The sequence below is a fragment of the Pseudomonas sp. YuFO8 genome (assembly GCF_035065025.1).
Taxonomy (GTDB): Bacteria; Pseudomonadota; Gammaproteobacteria; order Pseudomonadales; family Pseudomonadaceae; genus Aquipseudomonas; species Aquipseudomonas putida_AE.
In genome coordinates this window covers 1-6110 of sequence record NZ_JAXDEQ010000083.1, presented here as the reverse complement: position 1 = coordinate 6110, position 6110 = coordinate 1, and the positions used below count along the sequence as shown (strand labels likewise).

Below are 6110 nucleotides of genomic sequence, written 5' to 3'. Positions count from 1 at the left end.
GAAGCTTTACTACTTCCACACTGATCAGATTGGTACGCCGTTGGAGATGACTGACGCGCACGGGAGCATTGTCTGGCAGGCGACGTACAAGGCGTGGGGTTCGGTTGAAAGGCTGGCGGTCAATGATGTCGAGCAGAACCTGCGGTTTCAGGGGCAGTATTTTGATGGCGAGACGGGGCTGCACTACAACACGTTTCGGTATTACGATCCGGAGGTGGGGCGGTTTGTGGCGCAGGATCCGATTGGTTTAGCTGGCGGAGTCAATCTGTATCAATATGCTAATAGCGCTATTGGTTGGATCGATCCATTGGGGCTTTGCTCCAAAGCGCTAAGCAACAATATGACAAAAAGTGGAACTCCCCGCCCCGCAAACTCCGCTGCTCATCACATCGTTGGTGATACTGCCAAGCTTGCAGCTCCTGCGAGAGCGGTCCTGGCAAAGCATGATATTCATGTGGATGATGCAATCAACGGAGTGTTTTTGCCTAATCGTAATAACGTTGACTCGAGCGTGCCAGGGATCCTGCATAATGGTAAGCATCCAAATTCTTATTTTGAGAATGTTAACCAGCTTATAATTAGTGCAGATAAGGCTGGTGGTAAGCCGATGGTTTTGAAGACAATCGATAGAGTCCGAAATACATTACTAACGAGTCCACGGGACGCTCAGTGGTCCGGATTATTTGGGTGGCTTATGAAAATTTATTCAATAACGCAAAATGACAAATATAAAACATTGGTCGATGCGGATCAAGTGGAAAGTCTGCAGGAGTTCGCTACAAAGCTTGCATATGGTGACGCAATTTTGGAGTCTGAAAACCAGTGTTATCGCGTTGTATATAATAGTGATGATAAAAACAAACCGGCACTTTCTGATTTTTTTACATTTTTCAGGCCTATCTTGGTTGTCTCTGAAAAAGCATATGAGGCGCTTGGTTTTTTGCAGGTTTTTCCTACGGTTAAGTTGCTCGGGCCGCGTGCGGGGGATGTCGCAGTATTTGTTGCCGAGGTTCTATCAGATGCATTTGATGTTGATCAATCCGATTATGATAAGGGGGAGGGTGGGTATGTAGTTTACAAAGCGGTGTTAAATATTCCCGAGAATTACAAGAGTGAGATTTTTCGCATTCCTGAAAATCCGCAAGTTCTATATGTCAGTCAAGTGTTCAAAGATGCTGTAGAGTCGCAGGGCCTGAGAGGGGTCGCTTTTAAGGAGGTTGCACAGAGTTGTTGAGTGAATAAGCGGAAAAGGGGACAGATTTATTTTGGACCGTTTTTCGTTTTTCCCTAAATAAATCTGTCCCCTTTTTCGCTCTTTTTCGCTGCAGGTTGACGGGCGTAAAGCTCCGGTGTCGACTCTTACTTCCGTCGATTTGAATGCCTGGAGTGAGAAAGTCACCATCAAGGACGAGACCGGGAATCCGATGCTATCAACGGTGTGCACCGGCATCATGAGCCATGACCTGTTCCTCACCACTCTGGATGTATTGCTGGATGTTGATCGCGCCAGCAACGATGAGACGGCGCCAAGTCTGGCCTGAGGAATTCATATTCCTAAATGATATAAATAGATAATTATTTATTCCTTTTGTTGTTGTGGCAGGCAGTGCACCTTTGAGGCCTGCCCCTTCATCCGCAAGGGTCGACATCAGACAGGAAGCCTCAACATGACCATCAAAGCGATCAACGTCCGCAACCAGTTCAAGGGCATCATCAAGGAAATTCTGGAAGGCGAAGTGGTGTCCGAAATCGACGTGCAAACGGCATCCGGCATTGTCACCTCGGTGATTACCACCCGCTCGGTGCGCGACCTTGAACTGAAGGTTGGGAGCGAAGTGATTGCCTTCGTGAAATCCACTGAAGTCTCGATTGCCAAACTCTGAATCCGAGGTTCAACGCCTGACTAATTATCACAGGTACAAAAAGCCCGGCTGATCAGGCCGGGCTTTTTGTTGGGTACTGCGGTGCAGCGATGGGGTCAGGCGACGGTATTGCCTTGCAGACGGTCCGAACCATCGGCAGCCACACGATTTTCGATCAGGCGGTCAGAACCACCCTCAGCCACACGGCTTTCAATCAGACGATCCGAGCCACCTTCAGCCACAACAGGCGCAGCAGAGGTAGCGGCAAAAGCGTTAACTGCAAAAACCGAGAAAGCGATGCTGAGGAGGGTTTGGCGTTTCATGATCGTGTGCTCCGGGTGTTGTTGGTTGGTATGGAGCTGATGTTACGCCGCACAGTTTTTAAGAGAACTTCATTGAGTTAATGGTGACTATTGACGTAGTCAATGGAGGATTCGGTGATCCTTGTGGATTCGTGGCGTTAGCGGGAAATCAGTCCGTGATCAAGGGCGTACTTGACCAGTGCCGCCGGCTTGTCGATGTTTAGCTTGCGCCGAATGCTCAGGCGATGGGTTTCTACGGTGCGCACGCTGATGTCCAGTTCCCGGGCCATTTCCTTGTTGTTCAGGCCCTGGGCCATTTTCGCCAGCACCTGGCTTTCCCGCGGTGTGAGTTCGTTGTCGGTGTTTCTGTCGGCGATCAGCCGCTGGGCGATGTCGGCGCTGTAGAAGGTGCCGCCGCTGGAGATGGCTTCGATGGCGGCGATGATTTCCCGGGACGGGGCATTCTTCAGCACGTAGCCGCTGGCGCCGGAGCGCACCGATTCACTGACGTATTCGTAATTGTCGTACATGCTCAGCACCAGCACCTTGAGCGACGGGTACTGGGTGCGCAGCACGCGGGTCAGTTCCAGGCCGTTCATGTCCGGCAGGCTGATGTCGACCAGCAGCAGGTCGGGCTGGCAGCGCCCGACCATCTCGATGGCCTCGGCGCCGTTTTCCGCTTCGCCGACCATTTCCAGGGGCGACATCACGGCCAGTAGCGCCTTGATGCCGTCGCGGACCAGGGAGTGATCGTCGACCAGGGCGACACGGATCGGGGAGGGCAGGTTCATGCAAGGTTCACTCTTGTAGTTTTGCGCCAGGTTTCATCGGCAGCCGTACGTCCAGCTCGCTTCTGCCTGGCATCGAGATCAAATCGAAACGCCCGCCAAAATGTTCGACGCGTTCGCGGATGTTACGCAAGCCAATGCCGGCCTGGCGACGTTCGACCTGGGCAACATTGAACCCCATGCCGTCATCGACCAGCGTCAGCCGCACGGACTGTTCACACCCGCGCAGGCTGATGGACACGTTTTTCGCCTGGGCGTGACGTTCGATGTTGGTCAGGCCTTCCTGGACGATGCGGAACAGCGCAACAGCGGCGCCGTCGACCAGTTGGCAGTCGAATTCATTTTCGTCGTAGGTCACGGTCAAGCCGCTGCGCTGCTGGAATTCCGCAGCCAGTTGGCCGATGGCGGCTGGCAGGCCGAGGGTATCTAGCAAGGATGAGCGCAGATCATGGGAGAGACTGCGCACTTCGCCGATGGCTTCGCCCAGGCGCTCGGTGGCGTCTTTCAACGTGTTCAAGCCTTTGTCGTGGTTTTGTCCGTTTTCCAGCAAGTGGCTGGCCAGTTCGAACTGGAACTTGATCGAGACCAGCACCTGGCTGATGCCGTCGTGCAGTTCACGGGAAACCCGCGAGCGCTCTTCCTCCTGCAGGCTGACGATGCGCTGGGTCAGGCGCTGCAGTTTCTTGTCGGCCAGGCGATGCTCGCTGACGTTGAGGGTCATGCCGGTGGCGAACACGAACAGCACCGCCACCAGCGCCACCACGGCAATCGCCATCATGGTCTTGCGGATGCCCTGGGCCACTTCGGCACGGGCCTGCTGGGTGGCGCGCTCGACGTCTTCGAGGTAGATGCCGGTGCCGAGCATCCAACCCCAGCGATCGAGCATCACTACGTAGGCGAGCTTGTCGGTGACCTGGCCGGAGGAGGGCTTGTTCCAGGCGTAGCGCTGGAAGCCTTCGCCCGATTGCGCACTCTTGAGCAGCGCCTGGATCACCGGCAGGCCGTGGGGGTCCTTCATGTCCCACAGGTATTGGCCCACCAGTTCCGACTGGCGTGCGTGCATCAGGCTGCGGCCTTCATGGTCGTAGACGAAGAAATAGCCGTTGATGCCGAAGCTGAGCTTGCGCAGTTCTTCCAGCACCTGTTGCTGGGCGCGCTGATCGCCCTGGCCGTTGTCGTACAGCGGCTCGATCAGGCTCTTCGCCATTTCGACGTAGTTTTTCAGTTCCGCGCGCTTGCTCATCAGGATGCTGTCTTCGATCAGCTGCGCCTGTTGATCGCCCAGTTGGCGGTTGAGGGAAATCACCAGGGCGCAGATGACGGCAATGGCCAGCACCAGCGGCAGAATGCCGAGGGCGACGATCTTGTGTTTGAGCTGCATGTTCACTCCTGCCCGCGCGAGGGGTGGGGATCATATGCCAAAGATACGCTTGGCCTGTAGCGTTGCTGGACGGAATGCTCTTTGTAGGAGCTGCCGAAGGCTGCGATCTTTTGATCTTGAAAAATCAAAATCAAAAGATCGCAGCCTTCGGCAGCTCCTACAGGGGGTTTGCGTTTCAGCCGGCAGATTTTTGGAGTCTACGTAGAACTACGTAGATGGCGAGTACGTAGTAACGCGGATTTATTTGTGGACGCCATGCGCGGATATTGGGCCAGCTCCGCTCAGCGGACACAATTATAAAAATTACCGCCGCAGTCACGAGCTGTCGGCAGGAGACCCCCTATGCCCCGTCTGGCTAAACACCTCGCCTGGTTTGCCGTGGCTGTCCTGGGAGCGATTGCGCTGAGTGTCGTGGCCCTGCGCCGCGGTGAAGCGATCAACGCCCTGTGGATCGTCGTCGCAGCCGTCGCCATCTACCTCGTTGCCTACCGCTACTACAGCCTGTTCATCGCCAACAAAGTGATGCAGCTGGACCCCAATCGTGCCACTCCCGCTGTACTCAACAATGACGGTCTGGACTACGTGCCGACCAACAAACACGTACTCTTCGGTCACCACTTCGCGGCCATCGCCGGCGCGGGGCCGCTGGTCGGTCCGGTCCTGGCGGCGCAGATGGGCTATCTGCCCGGCACGCTGTGGCTGATTGCCGGCGTGGTGCTGGCCGGTGCCGTGCAGGACTTCATGGTCCTGTTCATGTCCACCCGCCGCAACGGCCGTTCGCTGGGCGACATGGTCCGCGAAGAGATGGGCCGCATCCCCGGCACCATCGCGCTGTTCGGCTGCTTCCTGATCATGATCATCATCCTCGCGGTGCTGGCGCTGATCGTGGTCAAGGCCCTGGCCGAGAGCCCGTGGGGCATTTTCACGGTGATGGCGACCATCCCGATCGCGATGTTCATGGGCATCTACATGCGCTACATCCGCCCGGGCCGCATCGGTGAGATCTCGGTGATCGGCGTGCTGTTGCTGCTGGGGTCGATCTGGCTCGGCGGGCAGATCGCTGCTGATCCGGTGTGGGCCAAGGCCTTTACCTTTACCGGTATCCAGATCACCTGGATGCTGATCGGTTATGGTTTTGTCGCCGCAGTGTTGCCGGTGTGGCTGATCCTGGCACCCCGTGACTACCTCTCTACTTTCCTGAAAATCGGTACCATTGTCGCCCTGGCTATCGGCATCCTGGTGACCATGCCGGAGCTGAAAATGCCGGCGCTGACCCAGTTCATCGATGGCACTGGCCCGGTATGGAAGGGCGGTCTGTTCCCGTTCCTGTTCATCACCATCGCCTGTGGCGCGGTATCGGGTTTCCATGCGCTGATCGCTTCCGGCACCACGCCGAAGCTGCTCGCCAGTGAAGGTCACGCCCGTTACATCGGTTACGGCGGCATGTTGATGGAGTCCTTTGTGGCCATCATGGCCATGGTCGCTGCCTCGGTGATCGACCCGGGTGTGTACTTCGCCATGAACAGCCCGGCGGCCGTGGTCGGTGCCGACGCGGTGGCCGTGGCGCAAACCGTCAGCAGCTGGGGTTTTGCAATCACCCCGGAAGCGTTGCAGGCGGTGGCCCACGACATCGGTGAAACCACCATCCTGGCCCGTGCCGGCGGTGCGCCGACCCTGGCGGTCGGTATCGCACAGATCCTGCACCAGCTACTGCCAGGTGAAAACACCATGGCGTTCTGGTACCACTTCGCGATCCTGTTCGAAGCGCTGTTCATCC

Annotated in this window: 6 protein-coding genes and 1 pseudogene; 4 read left to right on the top strand and 3 right to left on the bottom strand. The window is 56.5% G+C overall.

The window, feature by feature from the left end:
* The 3 genes from SOP95_RS31240 to SOP95_RS31230 form a co-directional block, all read left to right on the top strand.
* Positions 1-1234, top strand: a 1234-nt coding sequence (locus tag SOP95_RS31240) for an RHS repeat-associated core domain-containing protein (protein WP_323609483.1), incomplete at its 5' end; no start/stop codon positions are given.
* A gap of 115 nt (positions 1235-1349) precedes the next feature.
* A complete protein-coding gene (locus SOP95_RS31235; RefSeq protein ID WP_274078134.1) occupies positions 1350-1541 on the top strand; it encodes a hypothetical protein in 192 nt (63 codons plus the stop codon).
* 126 nt (positions 1542-1667) lie between these two features.
* Positions 1668-1883: a TOBE domain-containing protein gene (locus SOP95_RS31230; RefSeq protein ID WP_274078135.1), complete on the top strand. Its 216-nt coding sequence runs from the start codon at positions 1668-1670 to the stop codon at positions 1881-1883.
* 98 nt (positions 1884-1981) lie between these two features.
* On the opposite strand, the pseudogene SOP95_RS31225 reads toward SOP95_RS31230, so the two are convergent.
* The 3 genes and pseudogenes from SOP95_RS31225 to SOP95_RS31215 all read right to left on the bottom strand — a co-directional run.
* Positions 1982-2185, bottom strand: a pseudogene (locus tag SOP95_RS31225) (hypothetical protein); the annotation flags it as partial.
* 137 nt (positions 2186-2322) lie between these two features.
* Positions 2323-2955, bottom strand: coding sequence for a response regulator (locus SOP95_RS31220; protein ID WP_077183156.1), 633 nt, complete (start codon positions 2953-2955; stop codon positions 2323-2325).
* A 7-nt stretch (positions 2956-2962) separates the two neighbouring features.
* Positions 2963-4333 carry a cache domain-containing protein gene (locus tag SOP95_RS31215; RefSeq protein WP_046820283.1) on the bottom strand — a complete coding sequence of 457 codons (1371 nt, stop codon included), beginning with the start codon at positions 4331-4333 and terminating at the stop codon, positions 2963-2965.
* Positions 4334-4675: 342 nt separating this feature from the next.
* Between SOP95_RS31215 and SOP95_RS31210 the strand changes: the two genes are divergently transcribed.
* Positions 4676-6110: carbon starvation CstA family protein (locus SOP95_RS31210; protein ID WP_323609482.1), on the top strand; the 1435-nt coding region annotated here is incomplete at its 3' end.